Raw genomic sequence first — 26,393 nt, 5'->3', positions numbered from 1 at the left:
TCTCATGCGCCCCCACCGGCCGTGACGCCGCCCACCACGCAGTGCCGCCCCGGCCCCGCCGCCCGGCCCTGCCCCCGCCCCCGCTCACCGGGCGCCCGCCCCGGCCGGCTGGGCCACCGGGGCCGGGTCGCCCAGCACGTCCTTCAACAGCTGGGCGCACCACTCCAGCAGCGCCTGGTCGCGCAGCGGCTCGCCGCCGATCCGGCGGGTGCTCGGCCGGGGCACGCTGACCTGGTCGAGCGCCGACTTGTAGACCGAGTCGGGGTGGTAGCGCTTGAGCCGCAGCTGCTTGGAGTCGGGCAGCGGCAGCGGGCCGAACCGGAGGTGCTTGCCCTGCATGCTCACGTCGGTGAGGCCGTAGCGGCGGGCCAGCAGCCGGAACCGGGCGACCGCCACCAGGTTCTGCACCGGGGCGGGCGGCTCGCCGTAGCGGTCCGTCATCTCGGCGACGACCTCGCGCAGCCGGTCGGCGTCGCGGGCCTCGGCGAGCTTGCGGTACATCTCCAGGCGCAGCCGCTCCACGCCGACGTAGTCGTGCGGCAGGTGCGCGTCCACCGGGAGGTCGATCTTGACGTCGGTCTCCTCCTCGGGGCGCTCGCCCTTGAACGCCTGCACCGCCTCGCCGACCATCCGGACGTACAGGTCGAAGCCGACGCCCTCGATGTGGCCGGACTGCTCGCCGCCGAGCAGGTTGCCCGCGCCCCGGATCTCCAGGTCCTTCATCGCCACGTACATGCCCGCGCCCAGCTCGGTGTGCTGGGCGATGGTGGCCAGCCGCTCGTGGGCGTGCTCGGTGAGCGGCTTCTCCGGCGGATAGAGGAAGTACGCGTACGCCCGCTCGCGGCCCCGGCCCACCCGGCCCCGGATCTGGTGCAGCTGGGCCAGGCCGAGCAGGTCGGCCCGCTCCACGATCAGCGTGTTGGCGTTGGGGATGTCGATGCCCGACTCCACGATCGTGGTGCAGACCAGGACGTCGAACTCCTTCTCCCAGAAGCCGACCATGACCTTCTCCAGGGCCTCCTCGCCCATCTGGCCGTGCGCCACCGCGACCCGGGCCTCCGGCACCAGCTCCCGGATCCTCCGCGCCGCCTTCTCGATCGACTCGACCCGGTTGTGCAGGTAGAACACCTGCCCGTCGCGGAGCAGCTCGCGGTGGATGGACGCGGCCACCTGCCGCTCGTCGTGCGCGCCGACGAAGGTGAGCACCGGGTGCCGCTCCTCCGGCGGGGTGGCGATCGTCGACATCTCCCGGATGCCGGTGATCGCCATCTCCAGGGTGCGCGGGATCGGGGTGGCCGACATGCTCAGCACGTCCACGGAGGCGCGCAGCGTCTTCAGGTGCTCCTTGTGCTCGACGCCGAAGCGCTGCTCCTCGTCGACGATGACCAGGCCGAGGGACTTGAACCGGGTCGCCGTCTGGAGCAGCCGGTGGGTGCCGATGACGATGTCGACGGTGCCGTCGGCGACCATCTCCAGCGTCCGCTCGGACTCCTTCGGGGTCTGGAAGCGGGAGAGCTGCCGGATCTGCACGGGGAACTGGCTCATCCGCTCGGCGAACGTGTTGTAGTGCTGCTGCACGAGCAGGGTGGTGGGCACCAGCACGGCCACCTGCTTGCCGTCCTGCACCGCCTTGAACGCCGCCCGCACCGCGATCTCGGTCTTGCCGTACCCGACGTCGCCGCAGATCAGCCGGTCCATCGGGACGGTCTGCTCCATGTCCCGCTTGACCTCCTCGATGGCGGCCAGCTGGTCCGGCGTCTCCTGCCAGGGGAACGCGTCCTCCAGCTCCCGCTGCCACGGGGAGTCCGGGGCGAACGCGTGCCCCTTGGACGCTTTCCGGGCGGCGTAGAGCTGGATGAGCTGGGCGGCGATCTCCTTGACCGCCTTGCGGGCGCGCGCCTTGGACTTCTGCCAGTCCGCGCCGCCCATCTTGTGCAGGGTGGGCTGCTCGCCGCCGACGTAGCGGGAGAGCTGGTCGAGCTGGTCGGTGGGGACGAACAGCCGGTCACCGGGCTGGCCGCGCTTGCTCGCCGCGTACTCGATGACCAGGTATTCGCGGCTCGCGCCGTTGACGGTGCGCTGCACCAGCTCGACGTACCGGCCGATGCCGTGCTGCTCGTGCACCACGTGGTCGCCGGCCTTCAGCTCCAGCGGGTCGATGGTGTTGCGCCGCCGGCTCGGCATCTTGCGCATGTCCCGCGTCGAGGTGCCCCGGCCGCCGGTGACGTCGTTGCCGGTGAGCAGCACGAACTTCGCCGCCTCGGCGACGAAGCCGCCGGTCAGGCCGCCGCAGGTGACCAGCACCTCGCCGGGGGCGGGCGCGGCCGGCACCTGCTCGACGAACCGGGCGCCGAGGCCGGCGTCGCGGATCACCTCGACGGCCCGCTGGGCGGGGCCGTGGCCCTCGAAGACCAGCGCGACCGACCAGCCGTCGCCGGCCCAGCGCTTGAGGTCCTCGGCCACCCGGTCGGTCTCGCCGTGGTAGAGCGGGGCCGGCTGGGCGGCCAGGGTCACCGCGATCGCGTCGTCGGGCGTGACGTCGACCTCGGTCGGCGCGTCCTCCCAGGGCTGCCGGGCGGGGGCCGCCGCGTCGGCGTCGGCCAGCCCGAACGGGGCGAGGGTCCACCAGGGCCGGCGCAGGGCGCGGGCGTGCGCGCGTACGTCGGCCAGGGTCTTGAAGGCGGCGGCCCCGAGGTCGACCGGGGCCTGGCCCCCGACGGCCGCCGCGGCCCAGCTCGCCTGGAGGAACTCCTCGGAGGTACGCACCAGGTCGTGCGCCCGGGTGCGGATGCGCTCCGGGTCGCAGAGCAGCACGTGCGTGCCGGCCGGCATGCAGTCGAGCAGCAGCTCCAGGCTCTCGCCGCCGAGCAGCGCCGGGGTCAGCGACTCCATCCCCTCCACGGGGATGCCCTCGGCCAGCTTGTCGAGGATCTCGGCCAACTCGGGGTGCTCGGTCGCCAGGGCGGCGGCCCGCCGCCGCACGGCCGGGGTGAGCAGCAGTTCCCGGCAGGGCGGGGCCCACAGCAGCGGGGCGGCCTCGATGGTGCGCTGGTCGGCCACGGCGAAGGTGCGGATCTCCTCCACCTCGTCGCCCCAGAACTCGACCCGGGAGGGATGCTCGTCGGTGGGCGGGAAGACGTCGAGGATGCCGCCGCGCACCGCGAACTCGCCGCGCTTGGTGACCAGGTCGACCCGGGCGTACGCCATGTCGGTGAGCCGCCGGGCGACCTCCTCCAGGTCGGCCTCGTCGCCGGCGGCCAGCCGCACCGGCTCCAGGTCGCCGAGGCCCTTGAGCTGCGGCTGGAGCAGCGACCGCACCGGCGCGACGACCACCCGCAGCGGCCCGGTGCGCCCGTGCGCGTCGGCGGCGTCGGGGTGGGCGAGCCGGCGCAGCACGGCCAGCCGGCGGCCGACGGTGTCGGAGCGGGGCGAGAGCCGCTCGTGCGGCAGCGTCTCCCAGGACGGGAAGACGGCGACCTGCTCGGGCGGCAGCAGCCCGCCCAGCGCCGAGGCCAGGTCGTCGGCCTCCCGGCTGGTCGCGGTCACCGCGAGCACGGGCCGCCCCGCGCCCCCGGCGGGCTCGGCGGCGGCTCCCCGACCGGCGGCTCCCGGGTCGGCGGCGACGGCGGCCACGGCGAACGGCCGCAGCGCCGCCGGGGCGGTGAGGTCCAGCCCGTCGACCTGCGCGGCACCGGTACGGGCCAGGTCACGCGCCCGGGCCAGCCCGGGGTCGGCCAGGGCGGCGGCGAAGAGTCCGGTGAGCAATCTGATCACTTCCCAGTGGCACGGTGACGGCACACGGCGGAGCCCCCGCGCCCGGCGGGGACGGGGGGTCGACAGCACCCCAGCCTATCCCCGCTTGACCGGCGACCCGGGCACGTGGTCGAGTCCGGGGCATGACGGGACGGCGACGGCTGGTCGAGTTGAGCCACGTGATCAGCGACGGCATGACCACGCTGCCCGGCTGGCCGGCGCCCCGGGTCACCGAGTGGCTGACCCGGGAGGCGTCCCGGGCGAACTACGCCCCGGGCACGGAGTTCCAGGTCGGGCGGATCGAGATGATCGCCAACACCGGCACGTACGTGGACACGCCCGCGCACCGGTGGGCCGACGGGGCCGACCTCACCGGCGTCGGGCTGGACCGCCTCGCCGACCTGCCGGGGATCGTGGTCCGGGTGCCCGCCGGCACCCGCGCGGTGGATCGCCCGCTGCTCGCCCCGCACAAGGTGGCGGGGCGGGCGGTGCTGCTGCACACCGGCTGGTCCACGCACTTCGGCACCGACCGGTACGCCTCCCCCGACGCGCCCTACCTGACCGGGGACGGCGCGGCGTGGCTGGTCGAGGCCGGGGCGGCCCTCGTCGGCATCGACTCGATCAACATCGACGACATGAGCCCGGCGGCCCGGGGCGAGCGGCCGGCGCACAGCGGCCTGCTGGCGGCCGGCGTCCCGATCGTGGAGCACCTGACCGGCCTGGACGCGCTGCCGCCGACCGGCTTCCGGTTCACGGCCGCCCCGCCGATGGTGGCGGGAATGGGCACGTTCCCGGTCCGCGCCTTCGCCGTCCTCACTGAATAGAACGTCGTCGCCTGGCCTCGCCCCACCGGGCGCGGACCGGGAGATCTTGGTGCCAAACGGCCCCTCCAGGGGCCGAAACTCACCAAGATCTGCCCGATCTCTCCCCGTCAGCGACGTCGCCACGCCGCCATCTGGCACCAGCGCGTCGCCAACGGAGACCTTGGACACTTACGGCTCCCGGGGAACCGGAACCGTCCAAGATTCACGTGGTTCCCGACGCCGCTGGCGGGTCGCCGGTCAGGCGGCCCGCGTCGCCTCCGAGTCGAGGCCGGCCAGCAGCCGGCCGGACAGGTCGACCAGGGACCGGGACTGGGCCAGGTCGATCGGCCAGCGCTCGACGTCCGCCCCGGCCGAGAGTTCGAGCAGCAGGCCGGACGGCGGGGTGGGGCCGACGTCCATCCGCCACAGGCCGAGCCGCACCTTAATGACCTCGTCGCCACGAACCGCGGCGTCGACCAGGCCGGACAGGTGCAGGCCGCTCGACACGGCACAGTCGGGGCCGCGCAGACACCAGGACGAATGGGCGAAGTTCGGTAGGTTACGCATGGGCCGGGGTCCTTCCCGGTCAAGGCCCGGGACTGGAGTGCCACCTCCACCCCGGGCCGCTCTTCATCCGCCGGGCGAACCTGCCACGGAAGTAAGCCCATGCCTGCGTACACGAAGAAACAGCGACTCATCGACGCCCTGACCAGCCGGATCGAGTCGGGCGATAACCCACCGGGAGCCAAGCTGCCCTCCGGCACGGAGCTGTGCGCCGAGTTCGACGTCTCCCGCCAGGTGGTCCGGTCGGCCGTCGACTGGTTGAAGGCGCGCGGACTGGTCGAGGGCGCCCCGGGCGCGGGCGTCTTCGTGCGGGAGCCGGACGGTCAGTAGCGCACGCTGATCCGCCCCTCGACGGCGTCGACGACGACCTCGCCCCCGTACGGGACGATCTGCTGCGGGTCGGTGTGGCCGAGGTCGACGTCGAAGACGACCACCGCGTCCGGGGCGTACTCGGCGAGCGCCCGGGTCACCGCCGCCCGCTGCGCGTCGGCGTACGCCCGGCGCTGCTCAGGCGTGTGCGGGCGGTCGAAGTCCCACGCCTTGGCCCGGCCGACGAGCACCGCCGGGAAGCCCGCGAGCAGCCCCCGCTCCCCCAGGTTGCGCAGGATCCGGTACACCTCGGTCGCCGACGGCAGCTCCTCCGAGGTCTCGACGATCAGCACCTCGCCCGCGTGGTCGGCGACCCCGCCGACCCGGTCGGTGGCCAGCAGCCAGTGCAGGATCTCCAGGTTGCCGCCCCAGGTCCGGCCCCGCACGACCCGCGCCGGCCCCTGCCAGTGCCAGCCGCCGCCTGGGAACATGGGCGGCTCGGCGGCGAGGGTGGCCGGGTCGCGCCAGTCGTTCGGCTGGTCGCCCCACTCGGGGGCCGGCGCGAGGTCGTACCAGCCGGGGGTGAACAGGGCGGCGCGCAGCGAGTCGGCGGTCACCGGGTGCAGCGCGCCGGGCCGGCCGAGGTGCACCAGCACGGACCCGCCGTGGTACGCGACGATCCCGAGCCGGTGGAGGTGGTTGAGCAGGTTGGTGTTGTCCGAGTAGCCGAAGTAGGGCTTCGGGTTGGCCCGCAGCACGGCGTCGTCCAGGTGCGGGGTGACCGTGATCAGGTCGTCCCCGCCGACCGTGGCGAGCACGGCGGTGACCGTCTGGTCGGCGAAGGCGGCGCTGACGTCCCGGGCCCGGTCGCGCGGGTCCGCGCCCAGTGCTCGGGTGGTCGGGTACTCGACCGGTTCCAGGCCGAACTCCTCGCGCAGCCGGCGCAGGCCCAGCTCGTACACGTGGGGGAAGACCGCCGGCAGCCCGGCGGAGGGTGACACGACCGCGACCCGGTCGCCGGGCCGGGGCTTCGGCGGATAACGCAGCGACTCCATGATCGGACGCTACCGGCCGCCACCACCGCTTTTCGGCCTCGCGACGGCGGGGATGGCGAACCACCGCAATCCGCGCATCTTGCCCCTAGGCTGGCCGTGTGGACGAGGAGCCGGACATCCCGGTGCGCGCGTGGCTGCCCCGCACCGCCGCGCTGCTGCTCGGCACCCTGGCCCTGGCGACGGGGTTCATCGCCGCCTACGTGGGGGCGCTGCACGACCCGACCCCGCGCGACGTGCCGGTCGGGGTGGTCCTCGGCGACCAGCGCGCCCAGGCGGTCATGGCCGCCGTGCGCCGCGAGACCGACAAGATCGAACCCATCGAGTACGACGATCCGGCCGCCGCCGACGACGGGCTCACCGGTCGCGAGGTGTACGGCGTGCTCACCTCCACCCCGGAGGGCGGGCTGCTCCTCACCACCGCCAGCGCCGCCGCGCCGGCCGCCACCGAGGTGGTCGACCAGGTGTTCGCCGAGGCCGCCCGGCGGGGCGACCTGCCGCTGACGGTCACCGACGAGGTGCCGGTGGAGCAGAGCGACCCGCGCGGTCTCGTCCCGTTCTACCTCGCGGTCGGGTACGTCCTCGGCGGCTACCTCGCCGCCACCGCGCTGGGCCTGCGCACCGGCACCGCGCCCCGCAGCCTCGCCCGCGCCGGGCTGCGCATCGCCGCGTTCGCGGCGTACGCGGTGGTGCTCGGCGTGGCGGGCGCGCTCGTCGTCGGCCCGGTGCTGGACGTCTGGCACCACGACGTGCCGGCGGTGGCGGCGGTCGGTGCGCTGGCCGTCTTCGCCGCCGCCATGATCGCCTCCGCCGTGCAGGGCTGGCTCGGGCTGCTCGGCACCGGGCTCGTCATCCTGCTGCTGGTGGTGCTCGGCAACCCCGGCTCCGGCGGCATCTACGCCCCCGAGTTCCTGCCCACCTGGCTGCGCGGGATGCACCGGTGGAACGTGCCCGGGCTCACCACCGACCTGATCAAGTCGGCGGTGTACTTCGACCGCCGGTCGATGGGCTGGCCGCTGGCCGGGCTCGCCCTGTGGGTGGCGGTCGGCGTCGTGGGATTGCTCACGGCCACCCTGGTCCGGGGCCGGCGCGCTGCCGCCCGCCACCCGGCCAACACGCCTCCCACCAGCGACGATGCGCCCCCGCGGACCGAGCGCGGTTAGCAGGGGCACCCTGTACGACAGAAGCGATAACAAGGGGCCCTTCCTTTCGAAGGGGGCGGCGCGGATACGATCCAGGGAGTCGGACAGCGCTGTCCTTCGTCCCCGGCGTAAGGAGCGCACCCGTGACCGACCAGCACGACCACGACGGCCCGGACGCCGCACTGCGGGCCGACATCCGCCGCCTCGGCACGCTGCTCGGGCAGACCCTCGCCCGGCAGGAGGGCCGCCCGCTGCTCGACCTGGTCGAGGAGATCCGGGCCCAGGTCCGTTCCGACGCCCCGGCCGCCGCGCAGCGCCTCGGTGGGCTCGATGTGACCACCGGCACGAAGCTCGCCCGTGCCTTCTCCACCTACTTCCACCTGGCCAACATCACCGAGCAGGTGCACCGGGCCCGCGACCTGCGCCGCCGCCGGGCGGTCCAGGGCGGCTGGCTGGACCAGGCGGCCAAGATGATCGCCGAGCGCGGAGTGCCCGCCGAGGAGATCGCGGCGGCGGCCCGCCGGCTCGCCGTACGCCCGGTCTTCACCGCCCACCCGACCGAGGCGGCCCGCCGGTCGATCCTGTCGAAGCTGCGCGCCGTCGCCGACGAGCTGGACGCCGAGACCGCCAACGCGATCCTCTACGGGGCCAGCGACGAAGGGCCGGCCAACCGCCGCCTGGCCGAGCTGCTGGACCTGATGTGGCAGACCGACGAGCTGCGGCTCGACCGGCCGGACCCGACCGACGAGGCCCGCAACGCCATCTACTACCTGCGTGATCTCTACGCCGAGGCCGCCCCGCAGGTGCTCGACGACCTCGCCGACACGCTGCGCACCCTCGGCGTGGAGACGTCCCCGACGGCCCGCCCGCTGACGTTCGGCACCTGGATCGGCGGCGACCGCGACGGCAACCCGTTCGTCACCCCGCAGGTCACCGGCGAGGTGCTGCGCATCCAGCACGAGCACGGCATCGCGGCCACCGAGGCGGCGATGGAGCACCTCATCAACGAGGTGTCCGTGTCCCGCCGGCTGCGCGGGGTGTCGCTGGACCTGTCGGCCAGCCTCGCCGCCGACCTGGACGCGCTGCCCGAGGTGGCCCCCCGGTTCCGCCGGGTCAACGCCGAGGAGCCCTACCGGCTGAAGGCCCGGTGCGTGAAGGCGAAGCTGGCCAACACCCGGGAGCGGCTGCGCCGGGGCACCCCGCACGTGCCGGGGCGCGACTACCAGGGCGCGGCGGAGCTGATCGCCGACCTGGAGCTGCTGCGCGCCTCGCTGGCCCGCAACGCCGGCCAGCTCACCGCCGTGGGCCGGCTCGCCTCCACCATCCGCACGGTGTCCGCGTTCGGCCTGCACCTGGCGACGATGGACGTGCGGGAGCACGCCGAGAAGCACCACGAGGTGCTCACCCAGCTCTACGCGGCCGTCGGCGAGGTGTCCGACTACCCGTCGCTGACCCGCCTGGAGCGCACCAAGCTGCTCGCCGACGAGCTGACCGGCCGCCGGCCCCTGTCGACGCTGGACACGCCGCTGACCGAGAGCGCGCGCAAGACGTTCGACGTGTTCTCCACCATCCGCGACGCGCAGGACCGGTTCGGCTCCGAGGTCATCGAGTCGTACATCATCTCGATGACCCTCGGCGTCGACGACGTGCTCGCGGCGGTCGTGCTGGCCCGCGAGGCCGGGCTGGTCGACGTGCACAGCGGCCGGGCCCGGATCGGCTTCGTGCCGCTGCTGGAGACCCCCGCCGAGCTGAACGCCGGCGGCGAGCTGCTCGACGAGCTGCTGTCGCTGCCGGCCTACCGGTCGCTGGTGGCGGCCCGGGGCGACGTGCAGGAGGTGATGCTGGGCTACTCCGACTCCAACAAGGAGGCGGGCATCACCACCAGCCAGTGGTCCATCCACCGGGCGCAGCGGGCGCTGCGGGACGTGGCCGCCCGGCACGGCGTGCACCTGCGGCTGTTCCACGGCCGGGGCGGCACCGTCGGGCGCGGCGGCGGCCCCACCCACGAGGCGATCCTGGCCCAGCCGTACGGCACCCTCGACGGCGCGATCAAGGTCACCGAGCAGGGCGAGGTCATCTCCGACAAGTACACGCTGCCGGCGCTGGCCCGGGAGAACCTGGAGCTGACCATGGCCGCCGTGCTCCAGGCGACCCTGCTGCACACCGCGCCCCGGCAGCCGGCCGAACAGCTGGAGCGCTGGGACGCGTCGATGGACGTGATCTCCGACGCGGCGTTCCGGTCGTACCGGTCGCTGGTGGAGGACCCGGACCTGCCGGCGTACTTCTGGGCGTCCACCCCCACCGAGCTGCTCGGCGCGCTGAACATCGGCTCCCGCCCGGCGAAGCGGCCCAACACCGGGGCCGGCCTGTCCGGCCTGCGGGCCATCCCGTGGGTGTTCGGCTGGACGCAGACCCGGCAGATCGTCCCCGGCTGGTTCGGGGTCGGCTCGGGGCTGGCGGCGGCGCGCGAGGCCGGCCTGGAGGACGTGCTGGCCGAGATGCACCGGAACTGGCACTTCTTCCGCACGTTCCTGTCGAACGTCGAGATGATGCTGACCAAGACCGACCTCAGCATCGCCCGCCGGTACGTGGAGACCCTCGTGCCGAAGAAGCTGCACCCGATCTTCGAGAAGATCGAGCAGGAGTACGAGCTGACCAAGCGGGAGGTGCTGGCGGTCACCGCCTCGCCGGCCCTGCTGGAGAACTCGCCGGTGCTCCAGCGCACCCTCGCGGTGCGCGACACCTACCTGGAGCCGCTGCACCACCTCCAGGTGGCGCTGCTGCGGCAGTACCGCGACTCCGGCGCGGCGGGCCGGGCGGTGGCCACGGCCCCGGGCGGGCGGCGGGCCCCGAGCGACGGTACGGCGCTGGAGCGGGCGCTGCTCACCACTGTCAACGGCATCGCCGCCGGCATGCGCAACACCGGCTGAGGTGTAAGGAAGGGCCCCCTGTCAACGCATTCCGCATAGCAGGGGGCCCTCTTCAACGCCCGCCGGCAGGCGGGGCCGGTCCCTCGGGAGCGGGCAGCCGGGAGCGGCGTCAGAAGTCGCCGCCACCGAAATCGCCGCCACCGAAGTCACCACCGCCGAAGTCGCCGCCGCCCGAGAAGTCGCCGGCGGTGCCGTAGTCGCCGCCGCCGAAGTCGCCCGCGGTGGCGTAGTCGCCGCCGCCGAAGTCACCCCCGAAGTCCGCGCCGTCGCCGAAGCCCTCCTGGTAGCCGGCCTCGTAGCCGGGGTCGGCGAACGCCGGAGAGAAGAGCGCGTCGGCGATCAGCATGCCGCCGAGCACGCCCGCGCCCGCGCCGAGCGCCGTCTTCCACCACGGGGTGGAGTACCAGCCGGCCGGCACGGGGCGGCCCTGGTAGCGGCCGCCGGGGTAGTAGTAGGGCGTGCCCTGGCCGGGCTGCGGGCCGGCCCGGAACGTCTGCCCCTGCACGTTGACCTCGCGCTCGCGGGTGAGCTGGCCGGTGCCCTCGGCGGAGGCCAGCGGCGGCAGCTCGGGACCGGGGTCGATGCCGAGCGCGATACGGGCCGCGCGGGCGTACGCCAGCCCTTCGAGGGCGGTCTCCCGGGCCAGCCGGTACTGGTGGACGGTGCGGGCCTGCTCCAGCTGGCTGCCCGCCGCGTTGTACCGCTCACCGGCGTCGACGAGGGCCTGGCGCACGGCCGGGGAGTCGCCGTGCAGGTTCATCACCTGGCCGCCGAGTCGCTCGTACCAGCGCTGGGCGTCGGCGCGCACGTCGGCCAGGCTGCGCGCCTCGCGGGCCGCGCTCTCCCGGCGCCACCAGACGAAACCGCCGACGAGCAGCGCCACGAGGATGACCGCGAGCAGAATTTCCATGCCTTGAAAAGTACCCGGGGCGCGCCCGTCGTACGCGTTTGGCAAGCTCTGGTGATGAGCTTCTCGACGCTGGCCGTGGTGGTGCTCTGTCTCGGCGTGGGCGGCGCGCTGGGCTGGTTCGCGGCCCGGTCCCGGTCGGCGGCCGACCTCGCCCGGCTGGAGGCCACCCTGGCCGCGACCCGGGAGGGCGAGGGGCGGCTGGAGCAGTCGATGCGGGCGCTGAGCTACGAGGCGACCGCGCAGTCGCAGGAGGCGGTGGCGCGGGCGGTGGCGCCGCTGCACGAGACGCTGCGCCGCTACGAGTCCCGGGTCGCCGAGCTGGAGCACGCGCGGGTCGACGCGTACGCCGAGCTGCGCGAGCAGGTGCGGGCGATGGGCGCGGTCTCCGGCGAGCTGCGCACCGAGACCAAGCAGCTCGTGGCGGCCCTGCGCGCGCCGCAGGTGCGGGGGCGCTGGGGCGAGCACCAGCTGCGCAGGATCGTCGAGGCCGCCGGCCTGCTGGAGCACTGCGACTTCAACGAGCAGGTCACCGCCGCGACGGACCACCAGGGGGTACGCCCCGACCTGGTGGTCCGGCTGCACGGTGGCCGCTCCGTGGTGGTGGACGCGAAGGCGCCCTTCGACGCGTACCTGACGGCGATGGAGGCCCGCGACGAGCGGGGGCGGGACACCCACCTCGACGCGCATGCGCGGCACCTGCGGGCGCACGTCGACGCGCTGGCGGCGAAGACGTACTGGGCGGCGTTCGACCAGACCCCGGAGTTCGTGGTGCTGTTCGTGCCAGCCGACCCGTTCCTCGACGTGGCGTTGCAGCGCGACCCGACGCTGCTGGAGCACGCGTTCGCCCGCAACGTGGTGCTGGCCACCCCGGCGACCCTGGTGGCGCTGCTGCGCACGGTGGCGTACTCGTGGCGGCAGGAGGCGCTGGCCCGCAACGCGGTGGCGGTGCACTCGCTGGCCCGCGAGCTGTACGGGCGGCTGTCCACGCTGGGCGACCACGTGGGCAAGCTGGGGGCGTCGCTGGGCGGGGCGGTGACCGCGTACAACAGGGCGGTCGGCTCGCTGGAGGCGCGGGTGCTGGTCAGCGCCCGCAAGCTCGCCGAGCTGGGCGTGTCGGACCGGGAGCTGACCGCGCCGCCGCAGGTGGAGGTGGCCCCCCGCCAGCCGCAGGCCCCCGAGCTGCTCGGCGGGGCCGACGGGCCTGACCTGCGGCTCGACCGCCTGACCGGGCCGTCCCCAGTGGACCCGTAGACCCGACCTCGATAGCAGCACACATGTGACAATGCGCGCCTATGCATGTCACGAAGTGGTCACAACGTACCGGCCGGTAGTGACACCAGCCACAGCCAGCACAAAGGATTTCGCTCACGCGCGCCCTGTGACTTCAGGGCCCTGTTCTCTGGAGGAAAAGAGAACGTGAGCAGACCCCGAAACCTGAGCCGGCGCACCTCCGCCGGGCTCTTCGCGTCGGTCGTGGCCGCCGGCGCCATGACCGGCGTCGGTGGCGCCGCGACCGCGAGCGCCGCCCCCGCCACCGACACGGAGGCTCCGCAGGCCACCGCCGTGGAGACGCTGGGCGCACACGACGCCAAGCTACTGAGCGAGGCCGAGGCGAAGCACGCCAAGACCGTCACCCTGATCGTCGCCACCGACAAGGGCGAGGCGAAGGACGTCGCGGACGCGGTGCGGCAGCTCGGCGGCACGGTGAGCCGGCGCTTCGACTCCATCGGCTACGTCCTGGCGAAGGTCCCCACCGCGAAGGTGCTCAAGGCCGCCACGCTCCCCGGCGTCGCCGCGGTCGACCTCGACGAGACCATCCAGCTCCCCGACCCGGCCCCGGAGGCCGCGCCGGCCGGCGCGAAGGTCGCCGCGCAGGGCGAGACCCTGGCCGGGCCGGGCGCCGACACCGGCGCGGTGAACCCGTACATGCCGACCAACGAGACCGGGGCGGAGGCGTTCAAGGCCGCGCACCCGGCGTGGGACGGCCGCGGCGTCACCATCGGCATCATGGACTCCGGTGTGGACCTCGACCACCCGGCGCTCCAGACCACCACCACCGGCGAGCGCAAGATCGTGGACTGGGTGACCGCCACGGACCCGCTGGAGGACGCCACCTGGCGCGCGATGATCACCGAGGTCTCCGGCCCGAGCTTCACCGCGGGCGGCGCGACGTGGACGGCCCCGGCCGGCAGCTACCGGTTCAACACGTTCCGCGAGTCGATCACGGCGGGCAGCGACCCGGCCGGTGACGTCAACCGCGACGGCGACACCACCGACACCTTCGGCATCCTCTACGACGCCACGACCCACGACATCCGGGTCGACGCCAACGGCAACCGGGACTTCACCGACGACCCGGTGATGCGCCCGTACAAGGAGAAGTTCCAGGTCGGGCGCTTCGGCACGGACAATCCGGCCACCGCGGTCCGCGAGCAGATCCCGTTCGTCGTCGAATACCGCGAGGACGTCGACACGACGCCGGTCGGCGGCCCCGGCCTGGTCGACTACGTCAACATCGGCATCGTCGAGTCGACCCACGGCACGCACGTCGCCGGCATCACCGCCGCCAACGACATGCTGGGCAACAGCGCGTTCGACGGGGCGGCCCCCGGCGCGAAGCTGGTCTCGGCCCGCGCCTGCTCCTGGGGCGGCGGCTGCACCGCCGCGGCGCTCACCACCGGCATGGCCGACCTGGTGATCAACCGCAGGGTCGACGTGGTCAACATGTCGATCGGCGGCCTGCCGGCGCTCAACGACGGCTCGAACGCCCGCTCCCAGCTCTACAACGAGCTGATCAACACGTACGGCGTGCAGCTGTTCATCTCGGCCGGCAACTCCGGCCCCGGGCTGAACACCGTCGGCGACCCGTCGGTGGCCGACAACGTGGTCAGCGTCGCGGCGAGCATCAGCAAGGACACCTGGCTGGGCAACTACGGCTCGGTCGTGGCCAAGGACAACGCCCTGTTCAACTTCTCCTCGCGCGGCCCGCGTGAGGACGGCGGCTTCAAGCCGAACATCGCGGCCCCCGGCTCGGCGATCTCCACCGCGCCGACCTGGCAGGCCGGCAACCCCGTCCCCGAGGCCGGCTACCCGCTGCCGCCGGGCTACCAGATGCTCAACGGCACCTCGATGGCGTCCCCGCAGGCCGCCGGCGCCGCCGCGCTGCTGCTGTCGGCCGCCAAGGCGACCGACAAGGGGGTCACCCCGGCCGCGCTGCGCCGGGCCGTCTACACCTCGGCCAAGCCCATCGCGGGCGTCGCGACGTACGCGCAGGGCTACGGCATGTTCGACGTGCCGGGCGCGTGGGCACTGCTGGACAAGGGCGTGCAGACCCGGTCGTACGTCTCCGACGCGCCCGTCTGCACCGAGCTGTCGGCGAACCTGACCCGCTACGACAAGGCCACCGGCACCTTCGTGCCGAACCCGCACCGGGGCACCGGCGTCTACAACCGCTGCGCCGTGGCGCAGGGCGGGCAGCCGCTGAAGAAGTCCAAGACGTACGAAGTCAAGGTCACCCGCACCAGCGGCCCGAACAAGAGCCTGCTGCACACCGTGACGCTGCGCGGCAACGACGGCACCTTCAGCGCGCAGAAGCAGGTGTGGCTGCCGCTGAACAAGACCCTCACGATCCCCGTGAAGGCCAAGCCGACGACCCCCGGGGCGCACGGCGCGCTCCTGGTGATCGACGACCCGGCCACCTCGGTGGTCGACTTCGAGGTCTCCACCGTCGTGGTGGCCGCCACCGACGTGGCGAAGCCGGCCTACTCCTTCTCGGCCGAGGGCTCGGTCGAGCGGAACAGCTCCACCTCGTACTTCGTGACGGTCCCGCCGGGCGCGGGCGCGATCCAGGTCAACCTGTCCGGCATCGCCACCGGCTCGCAGACCCGGTTCATCGCGTTCAACCCGTACGGCGTGCCGGTGGAGAGCACCGCGAGCACCGCCTGCTACACCAACTTCTCCAACGCCGCCGCCTGCAAGCCGCAGGAGCGGGACTACCAGAACCCGATCGCCGGGGTCTGGGAGTTCGAGGTGGAGTCGCGGCGCACCTCGCCCGCGCTGGACAACCCGTACCAGCTCCAGGTGCGGGTCCAGGGCGTCGCCGTCTCGCCGGCCGTGGTCGAGCTGCCGTCGGTCACCGCCGGCGCACCGACCGAGGTCACCTGGGGCCTGACCAACACCTTCGGCCCGGTCTCGGTGACCGGTCAGGGTGGCCCGCTGGCCAGCGTGCACGCCGAGCGGCCGACGATCGCCGAGGGCGCGCAGCAGGAGTACCTGGTCGAGGTGCCGGCCGGCGCGGCCAGCTTCACGGCCCGCATCGGCAACACGGCCGACCTGGGGGCCGACCTGGACCTGTTCGTCTTCCGGGGCACCACCGAGGTCGGCCGCTCGGCCGACGGCGACTCGGAGGAGGCGGTGACGCTGACCAACCCGCCGGCCGGCACCTACCGCGTCCTGGTCGACGGGTACGCCGTCGACGGGCCGGGCACCAGCACCGCCTACGACTACCGGGACTCGTTCTCGGCGGCGTCGCTGGGCACGCTGACCGCTCCGGCCACCCCGCTCTCCCTGGCCAACGGCGCCACCGCCGCCCTCACCGGCACGGTGACCGCCCAGTCCGCCCCGGCCGCCGGTCGGGCGCTCTACGGCGACCTGGCCGTCACCACCACCGAGGGCGCGGTCGTCGGCCGCGGCTCGGTCGCGATCGGCGCGGTCAACTGATCCGCGCCGCCTGACCACCCTCCGCCTCACCACAGGAGCCCGTCCCCGCCCCCGCGGGGGCGGGCTCCTGTCGGTACCGGGCCAGGGGCCCGGCTCGCGGGTCAGGAACGGCGGGCGGACTCCACGACGAACGGGATCCCCTGCTGGCACGTGCTGAGCAGGTCGGGCTTGGCCCGGCCGGTGACCTCGACCTTGGCGCCCGCGGTGAGCACGTCGGCGGGGCCGCCGATGAGCTGGTAGCCGTCCAGCAGGCGGCAGCCGGGCTCCACGCCCGCCTCCACGGTGCCGGTGAGCGTGGTGGCCCCGACGCCCGGCGGGACGCTGGGGCGGCCCGGCTTCGGCGGGAGGCTCGGGCGGCCCGGGGGCACCGAACCGGACGGGGCGGACGGGTCGACCGGGTCGGCGCTGGGCGCGTCGGTCACCGCGGCTCCTCCGGAGGGGCTGGGGGCGGCGCTGCCGTCACCGGTGCCCTGGCCGCCGCAGGCGCTCAGGGCCGCGCAGGTGACCAACGCGGCGACGATGGTCCGAGGAGTCTTCATACCGATCAGACGCTTCCCGCCGCTGATCCGTTCCCGCCCTGGCGGCCCGGCCCGGTCAGGCGCGGGCCGAGGCGGCGGCGGCCTTCATGTCGCGCTTGAGCTCCTGCGGCAGCGAGAAGGTCAGCCGCTCGTTGGCGGTGACCACCTCGTCGACGTCGGTGAAGCCCCGCGCGGCGAGGTGCGCCAGGACCTCCTGGACCAGCTCGTCGGGGACGCTGGCCCCGGAGGTCAGGCCCACCGTGCGGGCCCCCTCCAGCCAGGCGTCGTCGATCTCGTGGGCAAAGTCGACGAGGTGGCCGGCGCGGGCCCCGGCGTCCAGGGCGACCTCGACCAGCCGGACCGAGTTCGAGGAGTTGCGCGAGCCGACGACGAGCACCACGTCGCAGTCGGGGGCGATCTCCTTCACCACGTGCTGGCGGTTGGAGGTGGCGTAGCAGATGTCGTCGCTGGGCGGCGACTGCAGCAGCGGCAGCCGGGACTTGAGCCGGGCCACGGTCTCCAGCGTCTCGTCGACCGACAGCGTCGTCTGGGAGAGCCACACCACCTTGCTCGGGTCCCGCACGGTGACCTTGTCGGCGTCGTCCGGGCCGTCGACGAGCTGGATGTGCGCGGGGGCCTCACCGGCGGTGCCGATGACCTCCTCGTGCCCCTCGTGGCCGATCAGCAGGATGTCGTAGTCCTCGGCGGCGAACCGCTTGGCCTCCTGGTGCACCTTCGTCACCAGCGGGCACGTGGCGTCGATCGCCTTGAGCGAGCGGGCCTTCGCCTGCTCGTAGACCTCCGGGGCGACGCCGTGGGCGGAGAAGATCACGGTGGCCCCCTCGGGCACCTCCTCGTTCTCCTCCACGAAGATCGCGCCCTTGGCCTCCAGGGTCTGCACCACGTGCTTGTTGTGCACGATCTGCTTGCGCACGTAGATCGGGGCGCCGTAGAGCTTGAGCGCCTCCTCGACGGTCTGCACCGCCCGGTCGACGCCCGCGCAGTAGCCGCGGGGCTTGGCCAGGAGCACGCGCTTGCCGGTCCGGGGAGTCGTCTCAGCCTGAGTCACCCGCCCATCGTACTGCCGCACCGACAGGCGGCACCGGCTGCGCGGGCCGCCCTCCCGGCGTCCGTAGGGTGGGGGCGTGAGTGCGGATGAGAGCGGGCGCAGCAGCTCCGACGAGCCGTGGCCGGTGCGGGTCGTCAGCCAGAAGGTGGGCGCGTGGATCGCCCGGCTCGGCTGGGTGTGGGTCGACGGGCAGGTGGCGCAGATCAGCCGCCGACCCGGGGCCAGCACGGTGTTCCTCACCCTGCGCGACCCGTCGGCCGACCTGAGCCTCACGGTCACCACCAACCGGGACGTCCTCGACGCCGGGGCCCCCGAGCTGCGCGAGGGCGCCCGGGTGGTGCTGCACGCCAAGCCCGAGTTCTACGCCGCCCGGGGCACGCTGAGCCTGCGCGCCGACGAGATCCGCCAGGTGGGCCTCGGCGAGCTGCTGGCCCGGCTGGAGAAGCTCAAGAAGCTGCTGGCCGCCGAGGGGCTGTTCGACCGGGCCCGCAAGCGCCGGCTGCCGTTCCTGCCGGGCCGGATCGGGCTGATCACCGGCCGCGCCTCGGCCGCCGAGCGGGACGTGCTGACCAACGCCCGGCGGCGCTGGCCGGCGGTCGAGTTCCGCACGGTCAACGTGGCCGTGCAGGGGCCGGGCGCGGTGCCGCAGATCGTCGACGCGCTGAAGGCGCTCGACGCCGACCCGACCGTCGACGTGATCGTCATCGCCCGGGGCGGCGGCGGCATCGAGGACCTGCTGCCGTTCTCCGACGAGGCGCTGTGCCGGGCGGTCTTCGCCTGCCGTACGCCGGTGGTCAGCGCCATCGGCCACGAGACGGACGCGCCGCTGGTCGACTACGTCGCCGACGTGCGGGCCTCCACCCCGACGGACGCCGCGAAGCGGGTCGTGCCCGACCTGGCCGAGGAGCTGCGCCTGATCCGGCAGGCCCGGCAGCGGGTCGAACGCGCGGTCCGCAACCTGGTCGACCGGGAGGCGCACCGCCTCGACGGGCTGCGGTCCCGGCCGGTGCTGGCCCGGCCGCAGGTGATGGTGGAGCAGCGGGCCGCCGACGTGACCGCGCTGCGCCAGCGGGCGGGGCGCACCCTGCACCACCGGCTCGGCGCGGCCCAGGACGAACTGCGGCACACCCTGGCCCGGCTGCGCGCCCTGTCCCCCGCCGCGACCCTGGAGCGGGGCTACGCGATCGTCCAGCGCGCCGACGGCCACGTGGTGCGGGCGGCCGGAGAGGTGGGCCGGGGCGATGCGCTGCGCGTCCGCCTCGCCGAAGGCGAGCTGGCCGCCACGGTCGACGGCTGAGCCGCGCGTGACCGCGGGGCGGGATGTGCTGGGATGGGACGGATGACTGACGAGAAGAACGCCGGGCCGGACGAGCGGCTCAGCTACGAGCAGGCCCGCGCCGAGCTGGCCACGGTGGTGGAACGGCTGGAGACGGGCGGCACCTCGCTGGAGGAGTCGCTGGCGTTGTGGGAGCGCGGCGAGAAGCTGGCCGAGGTCTGCCAGCACTGGCTCGACGGCGCGCGGGCCCGCATCGACGCGGCCCGGCGGCAGCCGGACGCCTGAGGCGGACGTGGCTGCGGGGCGGCGCTGTCGCCGCCCCGGCACACCCGTCAGTTGAACAGGTTGTACAGCTCCTTCGGGGCCTCGACGACCTGGTCGGCCGGCGGGCGCTGGGCGGCGGTCGCCGCGCCGTAGTCGGCGTACGTGATCCGGATGTCCTGGGCCTTGTTCTGCCCGGACGCCGGGATCTGCACGACCAGCTCGCTGAGCCGGCCCTGCGGGTCCAGCTTCGCGGTGAACGGCACGGACTGGGCCTGCTGCCCGAGCGCCTTGATCAGCTCGGCGTTCAGCGAGCCGGCCTCGGCGGCCTTCGTCACGTCGATGGTGCCCGCGTACGCGCCCTCACCGGTCTGCCGCACCTCGGTGACGCCCTGGGTCAGCACCTCGCTGCCGGCCGGGTCGACCTTCTCGAAGTCGAAGCCCAGGTTGCGGTTGCCCTTGATCCGGCTCTGGTCGAGGTGCTGGTACTTGCCGAGGTTGAGGCCCTGCACACCGGGCAGCTTGGCCGCCTGGCCGCCGAGGTCGAGCTTGACCCAGCTGTCGGGCTTGAGGTGCACCAGGTCGAGCTTCATCGAGACGTCCGAGGAGGCGTCGCCGATGCTCAGCTTGATCTGGGCGCTCTGGCTAGGCTGGTGCACCTGCCCCTCGGCGGTGGTGCCGACGCCGGTCATGGTGAACCGGAAGTTGCCGTTGCGGATCTCGTTCGTGGAGTTGAGCAGGGCCTGCTTGGCGTCGCCCGTGCCGGGCGAGGCGCTGCCGGGCGAGGCGCTGCCTGCTGCCGCGCTGCCGGAGACCGTGGGGGACGCGGAGGCCCCCGCCTCGCCGGTCCCGGTGCTGTTGCAGGCGGCCAGACCAGGAGTGAGCAGCGTCGCGGCGAAGACCGCCGCGCTGAAGCGTCGAATGGTCACGTGAACCTCTCCAAGTGGGTCGTCCGGCCCGCGTGGGCGCCGGAGGGAACGCCTACTTCTGTTCCCTGTTGCCGGGTTCCGCAATCCCCGCGCGGTTCATCCGACCCACCGTCCGCAGGTGGAAGGGTGGCGGACGCCGCCCTCCCACCTGCCCCGGATCAGTTCTTGAACATCTCGTAGAGCTGGTCGGAGGCCTCGACGACCTTGTCCGCCGGCGGCTGCTGCACGGCGGTGGCCGCACCGTAGTCGGCGTACGTGACCTTCAGGTCCTGCGCCTTGGCCGAGCCGGCGGCCGGCACCTTGACGAGGAACTCCGTGAGCCGCCCCTGCGCGTCGAGCTTCGCGGTGAACGGCACGGCGCTGGCCTTGTCCGCCATGCCCTTGACGATGTCGGCGTCGAGGACGTCCGAATCGGTGACCTTGGTCGCGTCGAGGGTGCCCTCGTACGTGCCCTCGCCCGTCTTCTTGACGTCGGTGATCGCCTTGGTCAGCGCCTCGCTGCCGGCCGGGTCGACGTCGGCGAAGTCGAACTGGAGATCCTTGGCGTCCTTGATCTTCGAGCGGTCGAGGTGCTGGTACTTGCCCTTGCGCTCCTTGGCCCCGGGGATCGCGTCGGCCATCGGGCCGGAGATGTCCAGCTTCACCCAGCTGTCGGTGTCGATGAAGACGAAGTGCATGTCCATCGAGAAGTCCTCGGTGGCGGCGTCGCCACCGGTCATCTTCATCTCGGCGCTCTTCGACGGCATGTGCACCGTGCCGCTGCCGTTGAACTCGCCGCCGGTGATGGCGAAGGTGAAGTTGCCCTTGCTGAGCTCCTTGGTGGAGGCGAGCAGAGCCTCCTTGGGGTCGGCGGGCGCGGCCGGGGCGGCGGACGCCCCACCGGCAGCCGGCTCGGCGGCCGTCGAGTTGTTGCAGGCGGTCAGGGCGGGGACGAAAAGGGCGGCGGCGAGGACGCCGACGCTCCACCGTCGAATGATCACGTCGTTCTCTTTCCGAAAGGCTGCCCGGCCGTATCGCGCGGCCGGGGTCGAGCCGGGGCAGCCTAACGGAAAGGTCGGACGCTCGCCGTCCCCCGCCGGCCCCGGCCCCCACCCCGACTTGGCCACTCTCCGTGACGCCTGCGCCGTGGTCCAGGGCGAGCGGCCGGGCTGACTCCCCGTAGCGCCCCGCCGCCCCCACCAGACACCGCACGCCCCCTTTGCTCTGCACCCACGCACGCAACACCTATGCGAACTGGCCAAACGCGCGACGGGTGGAGCGAAGGAGACGGCAGCAGCGTCGCGCTGCGTGCCCGTTGCGTATTCGGGTGCAGAGCAAAGGGGTGCACGGGGCAGGTGCGTCGCCGAGCGGCGAGAGTCACGCTGTGTGATGTGCGTTCGATGGTGGCGCGGACCAGGTCGAGCCGAGAGGGCCGCTGCCGTGGACTGAAGCGGCACGGCACGGCGGACCAAGAGGGCCGTAGGCCGCGGGCCGCGGACGGGTGCGGCACGGCGCACGGTGCAGCGCGGCGCGGTGGCGCTGGCTAGCGAATTGCGTCGGCGAGCCGGCGCAGCTCGTTCTCCCGGGCGTCCCCGACGACGATCACGGTGCGGCCCGGTTCGAGCAGCACCAGGGCCTGCTCGTTGCCCCGGGCGGTGTACCGCTGCCAGTTGCGCCCGCCCACCTCGGTGGGGCCCTGGGGCTGCCCCTCGGCCGTCAGCTCGGCCGGGAGCAGCCGCTCCGGCGGCACGTTGCTCTGCACCAGCTGGGCGCCCCGTCCCTCCGGCGTCAGATAGCCGATCCGCAGGCTGGATCCGCCCTCGACGGTGCGGTAGCTGGCGCTGACCGTCCGCCAGTCGGAGTCGAGCCCGGCCGGCTGGCTCACCGGGAACGCGTTGGCCGCCCGGGCCTGCTCCACGGCGGGGGCCGGGTCGACGGTGCTCGGCTGGTCACCGCCGAGGAATCCCCGGTAGAAGGCGAGCAGCAGGGCGATCGGGACGAGCAGCACCAGCAGGGAGATCGCCATGTCCTTCGGCGACCGCTCGGACCGGGCCTTCTCCCGACCCGGCGGGCCCGGCGGCAACGGGCTCGGCGTCGACGGCATCGACGGAGTCGGCTCGGCGGGGCTGTGCTCGGCGGGCTGGGCGGGATCCACCCGGCCATTGTTCCAGCCCCGGGTCGCCCCGCCACGAACCGCCACCACGCGAGTGACCGGGGTGATACGTCCCACCGCCCGGTTGCCGGGAAGCTGGCCACCAGCGCCCCGGCCCGGCGATAGGTTGACCAACGTGTGAGGATCAGCGACAAAGCCGGCGGCGGCGACGGCCGCATGCCGCCGGTCCACCCCGCAACGTCGCGAGGAGGAGGCCGTCATGACGAGCACGAGGACGCGTACCCCCCAGGATCTCGACCGCAACCTTGCCCTCGACCTGGTCCGGGTCACCGAGGCCGCGGCGATGGCCGCCGGCCGGTGGGTCGGGCGGGGCGACAAGGAGGGCGGCGACGGGGCGGCCGTCGACGCCATGCGCAAGCTGATCAACTCGATCCCGATGCGGGGCGTCGTGGTGATCGGCGAGGGCGAGAAGGACAACGCGCCGATGCTCTTCAACGGCGAGGAGGTCGGCGACGGCACGGGCCCCGAGGTCGACGTCGCGGTCGACCCGATCGACGGCACCACCCTGATGAGCAAGGGCATGCCCAACGCGCTGGCCGTCCTCGCGGTGGCCGAGCGGGGAGCGATGTTCGACCCGAGCGCCGTGTTCTACATGGAGAAGCTGGCCGTCGGCCAGGAGTACGCCGACGTGGTCGACATCAACGCCGGGGTCGCCGAGAACCTGCGCCGGATCGCCAAGGTCAAGGGCACCGACGTGTCCGAGGTCACCGTCTGCGTGCTGGACCGGTCCCGCCACGACGACCTGGTCACCCAGATCCGCCGCACGGGGGCGGGCATCCGGTTCATCTCCGACGGTGACATCGCGGGCGCGATCGCCGCCGCCCGGGGCGAGTCGGACGTCGACGTGCTGATGGGCATCGGCGGCACCCCGGAGGGGATCACCGCCGCCTGCGCCCTCAAGTGCATGGGCGGCGTCATGCAGGCCAAGCTCTGGCCGCGCGACGCGCAGGAGCGGGAGAAGGCCCTGGCCGCCGGGCACGACCTGGACCGGGTGCTGTTCACCGACGACCTGGTCACCGGCGACAACTGTTTCTTCGTGGCGACCGGGGTCACCTCCGGCGACCTGCTGCGGGGCGTGAGCTACCGGGCCGGCGGAGCGTACACCCAGTCGATCGTCATGCGCTCGAAGAGCGGCACGATCCGGGTGATCGACTCCTACCACCGGCTGGAGAAGCTGGCGCTGTACTCGGCCGTCGACTTCGACGGCCGCCCCCTCGCCGAGCAGGAGTGACCGCCACCGGGACGATGTCCCCGCCGACCCTGCCGGTCGCCCGCCGGATCACGGCCGTCGGGCTGGCCACCGCCTCCGGGGTCACCGTGGCCGTGCAGTCCCGGATCAACGGTGAGCTGGGCGTACGCCTGGCCGACGGGATCGCCGCCGCGGTGGTCTCGTTCGGCCTGGGCCTGCTGGTGCTGCTGGTGCTGGTGCCGGCCACCCCGAGCGGGCGGCGGGGCCTGGCCACGCTGCGGGCGGCGCTCGCGGGCGGCTCGCTGCGGCCGTGGGAGTGCCTCGGCGGTGCCTGCGGGGCGCTCTTCGTGGCCGCCCAGGGGCTGACCATCGGCGCGCTCGGCGTGGCGGTGTTCACCGTGGCGGCGGTCGCCGGGCAGTCCGGCAGCAGCCTGCTCGTCGACCGGGCGGGGCTCGGCCCCGCCGGCCGGCAGGCGGTCACGCCGAATCGTCTGGTGGGCGCGGCGCTGACCGTGCTGGCCGTGCTGCTGGCGGTCGGCGACCGGCTCGGCGACCCGGCCACGCTGGGCCTGGCGCTGCTGCCGCTGCTGGCCGGGGTGGGCCTCGCGTGGCAGCAGGCGGTGAACGGGCGGGTCCGGGTGGCCTCCGGCAGCGTCCTGGCCGCGACGCTGGTCAACTTCGCGGTCGGCACCGGGGTGCTGCTCGCCGCGTTCGTGGTGGAGGTGGCCGTCCGGGGCCGCCCAGGCGGCGGCCTCCCGACCGAGCCGTGGCTCTACCTTGGCGGCCCGGTCGGCATCGTCTTCATCGCGGTCGCCGCCGCCGTCGTGCGGTTCACCGGGGTGCTGCTGCTCGGCCTGGCCACCATCGCCGGGCAGGTCGTCGGCGCGGCCCTGCTGGACGTGGTGCTGCCGACCACGGCGTCGCACCCGGGGGTGAACACGCTGCTGGGTGCCGCGCTCACCCTGTTCGCCGCGCTGCTCGCCGCCTTCGGGCCCCCGGCCCGTCGGTAGCTCCCCCCGACCGCAGCTCCCCGCTCACCGCAGCGGGCGACGGGGGCCAGGGGCGGCGCGCAGGGCCGCGACGGTCTGCGCGAGCGCGCTGCCCAGCGGAGTCGGCTCGACGCCGAGGGTCTCGGTGGCCGCGGTCGAGTCCATCAGGAAGGGCCGGTCGAACTGGTACGCCGTCTCGCGTAGCTCCCGCGCGAACGGGTTGGCCAGCCCGCCCAGCCACAGCGCCGGGTACGGCAGCCGGGCGAGCCTCGGGGCGGGGGCGCCGACCAGGGCGGCGGCCCGCACGGCCAGCTCGCGGGCGGAGACGGCGGGCGGGCTGGGCACGTGCCAGGCCCGGCCCCAGGCGCGTTCGTCGGCGGCGGCCCGCACGAGGGTACGCGCGACGTCGTCGACGTACGTCCAGGTGTGCGGGGCGTCGAAGTCGACGGGCAGCACCGCCCGGCGTCCGTCGAGCACCCGGGGCAGCAGCATCATCGGCAGCGACAGCGCGCCGACGCCGAGGTAGTCGGAGCCGCGCACCTCGGTCACCCGGACCCGCCCCGCCCGGTGGGCAGCGACCGCCTCGGCCCACATCCGGTTGCGGACCTGCCCCTTCGTGCCGCCCGCCACCGTCGGGGTGTCCTCGGTCATCGGTCCGTCGACCGGCCCGTACCCGTAGAGGTTGCCGACCGTGGCGAGCACGGCCCCGGCGCGCCCGGCGGCGGTGAGCAGCGCGGCGGCCAGCGGCGGCCAGTCCGTCGGCCAGCGGTGGTAGGCCGGGTTGGCGCAGTTGTAGAGCGCGACCGCGCCGTCGGCGAGGGCGGCGAGCCGGTCCGGGTCGGCGGCGTCGGCGGCGACCCGCTCGACGGCCGGGTGCTCCGGGCCGGTGCCGCGCCGGGTGACCACCCGGACCCGCTCGCCGGCGGCTGCCAGGAGGTGGGCGGTGGCGGTGCCGACGGGTCCGGCGCCGACGATCACATGCAGCGACATCACAGGTCACCCTTCGAATCGGGGGTACGAAACGAGAGCAGCGCTCTCGATCTGGTGCACCCAGCATGACGCCCGGACGGGAGCACCGTCAAGAGCAGTGCTCTCTTATTTGATCCGCGCTCTCCGGCGTGGCAGAGTGGGGGCATGCCCGCTCCCTCGATCCGCGCCCGCGTACGCGCCGAGATGCTCGACGAGATCAAGGCCGTCGCCCGCCGCCATCTCGCCACCGACGGCGCCAACCTCAGCCTGCGCGCGGTCGCCCGGGACATGGGGATGGTCTCCTCGGCCCTCTACCGCTACTTCCCGAGCCGCGACGACCTGCTCACCGCGCTGATCGTCGAGGCGTACGACGCGCTGGGGGCGGCCGTGGAGGCGGCCGACGCGGGCGCGGACCGGCTCGACCCGCGCGGGCGCTGGCAGGCCGCCTGCCGGGCGGCCCGGGACTGGGCCCTGGCCCGTCCCGCCGAGTACGCCCTGCTCTACGGCAGCCCGGTCCCCGGTTACGCCGCCCCGGCCGACACGCTCGGGCCGGCGATGCGTCCACCGGCCGTGCTGGTCGGCATCGTCCGCGACGGGCTGGCCGCCGGCCGCATCGCCGCCCCCGACCCCGGCGAGTTGCCCGAGCCGCTGCGGGCGGACCTCGCGGAGATCGCCGCCGCCCTCGCCCCGGGGCTGCCCGAGGCGCTGCTCGCCCGCTGCATGGCCGGCTGGACGCAGCTCTTCGGGCTGATCAGCTTCGAGCTGTTCGGCCGGATCGACCGCACCCTGCCGCACCGCGCCGAGTATTTCGCGCACCAGACCGGCCTGATGGCCGACCTCATCGGCCTCCCCCGCTGAC

Annotated in this window: 21 protein-coding genes; 11 read left to right on the top strand and 10 right to left on the bottom strand. The window is 73.9% G+C overall.

The window, feature by feature from the left end; translation table 11 throughout:
- Window positions 1-84 precede the first annotated feature (84 nt).
- Entirely contained in the window at window positions 85-3,765 is a 3,681-nt protein-coding gene (gene mfd, locus TK50_RS06480) for a transcription-repair coupling factor (RefSeq protein ID WP_043961916.1), read from the bottom strand.
- A gap of 131 nt (window positions 3,766-3,896) precedes the next feature.
- Between mfd and TK50_RS06475 the strand changes: the two genes are divergently transcribed.
- Window positions 3,897-4,577, top strand: coding sequence for a cyclase family protein (locus TK50_RS06475; RefSeq protein WP_052503636.1), 681 nt, complete (start codon window positions 3,897-3,899; stop codon window positions 4,575-4,577).
- 237 nt (window positions 4,578-4,814) lie between these two features.
- On the opposite strand, the gene TK50_RS06470 is transcribed toward TK50_RS06475, so the two are convergent.
- Window positions 4,815-5,123, bottom strand: a complete 309-nt coding sequence (locus tag TK50_RS06470) for a hypothetical protein (protein WP_144420171.1) — start codon at window positions 5,121-5,123, stop codon at window positions 4,815-4,817.
- 99 nt (window positions 5,124-5,222) lie between these two features.
- Here TK50_RS06470 and TK50_RS06465 point away from each other — a divergent pair, with 99 nt between their 5' ends.
- Window positions 5,223-5,450, top strand: coding sequence for a winged helix-turn-helix domain-containing protein (locus TK50_RS06465; RefSeq protein ID WP_043961914.1), 228 nt, complete (start codon window positions 5,223-5,225; stop codon window positions 5,448-5,450).
- Here TK50_RS06465 and TK50_RS06460 read toward each other — a convergent pair.
- Window positions 5,444-6,484 carry a S66 family peptidase gene (locus TK50_RS06460; RefSeq protein WP_043961913.1) on the bottom strand — a complete coding sequence of 347 codons (1,041 nt, stop codon included), beginning with the start codon at window positions 6,482-6,484 and terminating at the stop codon, window positions 5,444-5,446. The genes TK50_RS06465 and TK50_RS06460 overlap by 7 nt on opposite strands.
- A gap of 98 nt (window positions 6,485-6,582) precedes the next feature.
- On the opposite strand from TK50_RS06460, the gene TK50_RS06455 reads away from it, so the two are divergent.
- Window positions 6,583-7,644 (top strand): hypothetical protein, encoded by a 1,062-nt coding sequence (locus tag TK50_RS06455; RefSeq protein WP_043961912.1) that lies wholly within the window; start codon window positions 6,583-6,585, stop codon window positions 7,642-7,644.
- Window positions 7,645-7,766: 122 nt separating this feature from the next.
- Window positions 7,767-10,553 (top strand): phosphoenolpyruvate carboxylase, encoded by a 2,787-nt coding sequence (gene ppc / locus TK50_RS06450; protein ID WP_043961911.1) that lies wholly within the window; start codon window positions 7,767-7,769, stop codon window positions 10,551-10,553.
- A 109-nt stretch (window positions 10,554-10,662) separates the two neighbouring features.
- Here the strand turns inward: ppc and TK50_RS06445 are convergent, their stop codons facing one another.
- Window positions 10,663-11,463: a hypothetical protein gene (locus TK50_RS06445; protein ID WP_043961910.1), complete on the bottom strand. Its 801-nt coding sequence runs from the start codon at window positions 11,461-11,463 to the stop codon at window positions 10,663-10,665.
- A gap of 54 nt (window positions 11,464-11,517) precedes the next feature.
- Between TK50_RS06445 and rmuC the strand changes: the two genes are divergently transcribed.
- Window positions 11,518-12,714, top strand: coding sequence for a DNA recombination protein RmuC (gene rmuC / locus TK50_RS06440; protein ID WP_043961909.1), 1,197 nt, complete (start codon window positions 11,518-11,520; stop codon window positions 12,712-12,714).
- A 165-nt stretch (window positions 12,715-12,879) separates the two neighbouring features.
- The gene (locus tag TK50_RS06435) at window positions 12,880-16,182 is read left to right on the top strand and encodes a S8 family serine peptidase (protein ID WP_043961908.1); all 3,303 of its coding nucleotides are present in this window, start codon (window positions 12,880-12,882) and stop codon (window positions 16,180-16,182) included.
- Window positions 16,183-16,283: 101 nt separating this feature from the next.
- Here TK50_RS06435 and TK50_RS06430 read toward each other — a convergent pair whose 3' ends face one another.
- Together TK50_RS06430 and TK50_RS06425 are read right to left on the bottom strand one after the other, a co-directional pair.
- A complete protein-coding gene (locus tag TK50_RS06430; protein WP_043961907.1) occupies window positions 16,284-16,721 on the bottom strand; it encodes a hypothetical protein in 438 nt (145 codons plus the stop codon).
- Between the two features lie 55 nt (window positions 16,722-16,776).
- A complete protein-coding gene (locus tag TK50_RS06425; RefSeq protein ID WP_043961906.1) occupies window positions 16,777-17,769 on the bottom strand; it encodes a 4-hydroxy-3-methylbut-2-enyl diphosphate reductase in 993 nt (330 codons plus the stop codon).
- Between the two features lie 76 nt (window positions 17,770-17,845).
- On the opposite strand from TK50_RS06425, the gene xseA reads away from it, so the two are divergent.
- Window positions 17,846-19,066, top strand: a complete 1,221-nt coding sequence (gene xseA / locus TK50_RS06420) for an exodeoxyribonuclease VII large subunit (protein WP_043961905.1) — start codon at window positions 17,846-17,848, stop codon at window positions 19,064-19,066.
- Between the two features lie 42 nt (window positions 19,067-19,108).
- Window positions 19,109-19,330, top strand: coding sequence for an exodeoxyribonuclease VII small subunit (locus TK50_RS06415; RefSeq protein ID WP_043961904.1), 222 nt, complete (start codon window positions 19,109-19,111; stop codon window positions 19,328-19,330).
- 47 nt (window positions 19,331-19,377) lie between these two features.
- On the opposite strand, the gene TK50_RS06410 is transcribed toward TK50_RS06415, so the two are convergent.
- From TK50_RS06410 to TK50_RS06400, 3 genes are all read right to left on the bottom strand, one after another.
- Window positions 19,378-20,235: a hypothetical protein gene (locus TK50_RS06410; RefSeq protein ID WP_043961903.1), complete on the bottom strand. Its 858-nt coding sequence runs from the start codon at window positions 20,233-20,235 to the stop codon at window positions 19,378-19,380.
- A gap of 158 nt (window positions 20,236-20,393) precedes the next feature.
- Window positions 20,394-21,215 (bottom strand): hypothetical protein, encoded by an 822-nt coding sequence (locus tag TK50_RS06405; protein ID WP_063838552.1) that lies wholly within the window; start codon window positions 21,213-21,215, stop codon window positions 20,394-20,396.
- A 542-nt stretch (window positions 21,216-21,757) separates the two neighbouring features.
- Window positions 21,758-22,414 carry a DUF4245 domain-containing protein gene (locus tag TK50_RS06400; protein ID WP_043963951.1) on the bottom strand — a complete coding sequence of 219 codons (657 nt, stop codon included), beginning with the start codon at window positions 22,412-22,414 and terminating at the stop codon, window positions 21,758-21,760.
- Window positions 22,415-22,586: 172 nt separating this feature from the next.
- On the opposite strand from TK50_RS06400, the gene glpX reads away from it, so the two are divergent.
- Window positions 22,587-23,618 carry a class II fructose-bisphosphatase gene (glpX, locus tag TK50_RS06395; RefSeq protein ID WP_043961901.1) on the top strand — a complete coding sequence of 344 codons (1,032 nt, stop codon included), beginning with the start codon at window positions 22,587-22,589 and terminating at the stop codon, window positions 23,616-23,618.
- A gap of 14 nt (window positions 23,619-23,632) precedes the next feature.
- The gene (locus TK50_RS06390) at window positions 23,633-24,586 is read left to right on the top strand and encodes a DMT family transporter (RefSeq protein WP_043963949.1); all 954 of its coding nucleotides are present in this window, start codon (window positions 23,633-23,635) and stop codon (window positions 24,584-24,586) included.
- Window positions 24,587-24,610: 24 nt separating this feature from the next.
- Here the strand turns inward: TK50_RS06390 and TK50_RS06385 are convergent, their stop codons facing one another.
- On the bottom strand, window positions 24,611-25,555 hold the full coding sequence (locus TK50_RS06385; protein ID WP_043961900.1) for an NAD-dependent epimerase/dehydratase family protein: 945 nt from the start codon (window positions 25,553-25,555) through the stop codon (window positions 24,611-24,613).
- Between the two features lie 144 nt (window positions 25,556-25,699).
- Between TK50_RS06385 and TK50_RS06380 the strand changes: the two genes are divergently transcribed.
- Complete coding sequence (locus TK50_RS06380; RefSeq protein ID WP_043961899.1) at window positions 25,700-26,392, top strand: TetR/AcrR family transcriptional regulator; 693 nt, start codon at window positions 25,700-25,702, stop codon at window positions 26,390-26,392.
- The last annotated feature ends 1 nt before the right edge of the window (window position 26,393 follow it).

Source organism: Micromonospora haikouensis (assembly GCF_000876225.1).
GTDB classification, from domain to species: domain Bacteria; phylum Actinomycetota; class Actinomycetes; order Mycobacteriales; family Micromonosporaceae; genus Micromonospora; species Micromonospora haikouensis.
Note: the sequence above shows the minus strand (reverse complement) of the source record. Positions and strands in the feature narration are given on the sequence as shown.

What these genes read in the sequence shown, in the direction of transcription:
- TK50_RS06380 (WP_043961899.1), top strand. Translation starts at nt 25,700, where the DNA reads ATGCCCGCTCCCTCGATCCGCGCCCGCGTACGCGCCGAGATGCTCGAC.
- TK50_RS06470 (WP_144420171.1), bottom strand. Translation starts at nt 5,123, where the DNA reads ATGCGTAACCTACCGAACTTCGCCCATTCGTCCTGGTGTCTGCGCGGC.
- rmuC (WP_043961909.1), top strand. Translation starts at nt 11,518, where the DNA reads ATGAGCTTCTCGACGCTGGCCGTGGTGGTGCTCTGTCTCGGCGTGGGC.
- glpX (WP_043961901.1), top strand. Translation starts at nt 22,587, where the DNA reads ATGACGAGCACGAGGACGCGTACCCCCCAGGATCTCGACCGCAACCTT.
- TK50_RS06460 (WP_043961913.1), bottom strand. Translation starts at nt 6,484, where the DNA reads ATGGAGTCGCTGCGTTATCCGCCGAAGCCCCGGCCCGGCGACCGGGTC.
- TK50_RS06415 (WP_043961904.1), top strand. Translation starts at nt 19,109, where the DNA reads ATGACTGACGAGAAGAACGCCGGGCCGGACGAGCGGCTCAGCTACGAG.
- TK50_RS06475 (WP_052503636.1), top strand. Translation starts at nt 3,897, where the DNA reads ATGACGGGACGGCGACGGCTGGTCGAGTTGAGCCACGTGATCAGCGAC.
- TK50_RS06445 (WP_043961910.1), bottom strand. Translation starts at nt 11,463, where the DNA reads ATGGAAATTCTGCTCGCGGTCATCCTCGTGGCGCTGCTCGTCGGCGGT.
- TK50_RS06430 (WP_043961907.1), bottom strand. Translation starts at nt 16,721, where the DNA reads ATGAAGACTCCTCGGACCATCGTCGCCGCGTTGGTCACCTGCGCGGCC.
- TK50_RS06385 (WP_043961900.1), bottom strand. Translation starts at nt 25,555, where the DNA reads ATGTCGCTGCATGTGATCGTCGGCGCCGGACCCGTCGGCACCGCCACC.
- TK50_RS06465 (WP_043961914.1), top strand. Translation starts at nt 5,223, where the DNA reads ATGCCTGCGTACACGAAGAAACAGCGACTCATCGACGCCCTGACCAGC.
- TK50_RS06390 (WP_043963949.1), top strand. Translation starts at nt 23,633, where the DNA reads ATGTCCCCGCCGACCCTGCCGGTCGCCCGCCGGATCACGGCCGTCGGG.